This is a genomic window from Endozoicomonas sp., from assembly GCF_051008435.1.
Lineage (GTDB): Bacteria > Pseudomonadota > Gammaproteobacteria > Pseudomonadales > Endozoicomonadaceae > Endozoicomonas_A.
In genome coordinates, this window is sequence record NZ_JBPCXO010000072.1 from 1 (window position 1) to 2850 (window position 2850).

Sequence of the window (2850 nt, forward strand, 5' to 3'; positions counted from 1 at the left end):
AAAGAACGGCCCAATTATTCGATGAATTCGATTAAATAGGTCAACTATTCTCACGAATCCATCGAATAATTCGACTCGTTCTACTGAAATTTATGCTCGAAAGCATAAGTCCGACAGGCTCCTGGAACGGTGAATCGAGGGTAGACTTCAGGGCTGAGAAAGGCCAGCTTGTCATTGGTGGCTTTTCGGGTAATGACTGAGCCGGAATTACTTTCGGAACCCGTGGCTGGCAGGGTCAGAACATTGCCAGCGGGAATGGCCTTATGCACCGTGGCGTTATCGCTGAGAATCGTCCAGGGATCGCCTTCAAAAGGAATGGCTGCAGCAATAAATTTGGTGCCATCAATGACTGAGCCACCGCCAACGGCCAGCAGGAAGTCAATGTTTTCCTGTTTTGCCACTTGGACCGCTTCCATCAGTGTTTCATAGGAAGGGTTAGGTTCAATGCCTCCAAACTCTGTGATTGAGGCATGGTCTTTCAGGGCTTCTTTGACCTGCTGAAGAGTGCCATTCTTTTTAATGCTGCCACCCCCGTAGGTGATCAGTATTCTGGCATCCTGGGGGATTTCTTCGGCAACGCGGGCGATCATACCCTGGCCAAAATGAATGCGTGTTGGGTTTTGAAATGAAAAATTTTTCATAAATGACTCTAATGCTTAGCTGAGTTTTACCAGCATTTTGCCGGTGTTTACGCCAGAGAAAAGCCCCAGAAAGGCGTCAGGTGCCTGTTCGATACCTTCAAAGACGGTCTCTTTCCAGGAAACTTTTCCTTCCTGTATCCACTGGCTCATTTGTTGGACGAAATCGGGATAATGTTCCCAGTGGTCAGACACAATAAAACCCTGCATTTTCAGCTTTTTCACAATCAGCTGGGACAGGTTTGCCGGTCCGGGAATGGGAGACGTGGCATTGTACTGATCGATCATGCCGCAGACTGCAATACGTCCATGATCGTTCATGATATTGAGCACTGCTTCAAGGTGTTTGCCTCCGACATTTTCGAAATACACATCAATGCCTTCGGGACAGGCTTTGGCAATGGCACTTTGTAAATCACTGTCGGTTTTGTAATTTACCACCGCATCTACCTTTAAAACTTCCTGCAGGTAGCGGGCTTTTTCATCGGTGCCGACACTGCCAGCAACATAACAGCCTTTGAGTTTTGCGATCTGGCATACAGTAGAACCAACAGCGCCGGATGCTGCAGAAACAAATACACGGTCGCCTTTTTTCAGTTCGGCAATTTGCATCAACCCTGCCCAGGCTGTCATACCCGGCATGCCGAGTATGCCCAGATAGGCCTGATCATCGACGGATGTCTTCGGTAAAGGTTGAAGGTCTTGACCTTCGGAAATGAAAAACTCGCGCCAGCCCATCATGCTGGATACTTTGGTGCCTTCAGGCAGGGATGGGTTGCGAGACTCTACCACTTCTCCGATGGCTCCACCTTCGAGAGGGGCGTTTATAGAAAAGGGGGGGACATAACTTTTACGGTCAATCATGCGCCCCCGCATGTAGGGGTCAACAGACATCCAGAGGTTTTTAACCAGAACTTCACCCTCTTTCAGCTCTGCAACAGGCTGGTTGACCAGTTTGAAACAGTCTCGGTCAGGGAGACCTTCGGGGCGTCTGGCAAGGTGAATTTCACAACTTTTCTCTATAAACATGGACGGAAATCCTAAAACTAATGTTCATAGGTAATTTATCGTTGTGATGACTATGACTCCAATGCATCATTGTTATAGTAATCATGACTGTGAGTAATGGCTTTGCCTGTTGATAATCTGTCGTCTTCTGATTTGAATCTGTTGCCGGTATTGCAAGTGCTCATGGAAGAGCGCAGTGTGACGCGCGCGGCAGGTCGATTAAATCTTACCCAGCCTGCCATTAGCCGCAGTCTGGCCCGGTTGCGGGTATTGTTTGATGATCCTCTCTTTACCCGGACGCCTCAAGGGTTGGCTCCCACCCCCCGGGCCCAGGATATAGCTCTGGGACTGCAAAAATCATTACAGGATATCAGCCAGCTCATTGAGCCCCCCCGGTTCATAGCTTCTGAGTCTGAACACAGTTTCAGAATGGCTTCTTCCGATTACGGGGCTCAGGTATTGCTGCCTGATGTTATTAGACGGCTGAGCAGTGAAGCTCCGGGGATATCGTTGGAGATTGTTCCCTGGCGAGCCCATCTGCTTCATGAACTGGATCAGCAGAATGTAGATCTGGCTACCTGCTCAATAACCGATGCGCCTGCGATGATTCATGGACGCGGTGTAGGTCAGGACAAGTTTGTCTGTGTTGTGCGAGATTCCCACCCGCTGGTGGAGCAGGGGATGGATATTGAACGCTATGCCAGTCATTCCCATGCACTGATTACTATGGGTGGGGAGCGTAAGGGAGCTGTCGACTATCTGCTGGAAGAACAAGGTTTGTCCAGACGAATTGCTTTGAGAGTTCCGCACTTTGTGGCGGCTCTGGCTCTGGTTGCTCATACCGATTATATACTGACTGTGCCTTATGGTCTGGCGAGCAGCTGCGCTGATCATTACGGATTGAAGATATTGCCTTTTCCAATGGATCAGAAGCCATTCACTTATTCGATCATCTGGCATGAGCGGCATATGAAAGAGCCTGCCCATATCTGGTTTCGACAACTGGTTTATGATGAGCTGACTCAGAAGATCAATAAGCTCAAACTTGAATGTACGATCTGAGCAGCTTGTGACTGACTAGGAGCCTGTCGGACTTACCACTGACCTACTGCGAAAAAGCCTGATTTGGCCATTTTTTATGATTCTTTTCGTTGAATAGCTCGCTATTCGCCTCAAATAATCATAAAAACTGTCTCAAACCGGA

Annotated in this window: 3 protein-coding genes; 1 reads left to right on the plus strand and 2 read right to left on the minus strand. The window is 48.6% G+C overall.

What is annotated here, in order from left to right:
• Positions 1–80: 80 nt before the first annotated feature.
• Positions 81–641 carry an iron-containing alcohol dehydrogenase gene (locus tag ACR2PX_RS03410; RefSeq protein ID WP_433997957.1) on the minus strand — a complete coding sequence of 187 codons (561 nt, stop codon included), beginning with the start codon at positions 639–641 and terminating at the stop codon, positions 81–83.
• Positions 642–656: 15 nt separating this feature from the next.
• Entirely contained in the window at positions 657–1667 is a 1011-nt protein-coding gene (locus tag ACR2PX_RS03415; RefSeq protein WP_433997958.1) for an NADP-dependent oxidoreductase, read from the minus strand.
• 96 nt (positions 1668–1763) lie between these two features.
• On the opposite strand from ACR2PX_RS03415, the gene ACR2PX_RS03420 reads away from it, so the two are divergent.
• Positions 1764–2708 carry a LysR family transcriptional regulator gene (locus ACR2PX_RS03420; RefSeq protein WP_433997959.1) on the plus strand — a complete coding sequence of 315 codons (945 nt, stop codon included), beginning with the start codon at positions 1764–1766 and terminating at the stop codon, positions 2706–2708.
• Positions 2709–2850 lie beyond the last annotated feature (142 nt).

Coding starts and splice junctions, on each gene's coding strand:
- ACR2PX_RS03410 (WP_433997957.1), bottom strand. CDS start 641: ATGAAAAATTTTTCATTTCAAAACCCAACACGCATTCATTTTGGCCAG.
- ACR2PX_RS03415 (WP_433997958.1), bottom strand. CDS start 1,667: ATGTTTATAGAGAAAAGTTGTGAAATTCACCTTGCCAGACGCCCCGAA.
- ACR2PX_RS03420 (WP_433997959.1), top strand. CDS start 1,764: ATGGCTTTGCCTGTTGATAATCTGTCGTCTTCTGATTTGAATCTGTTG.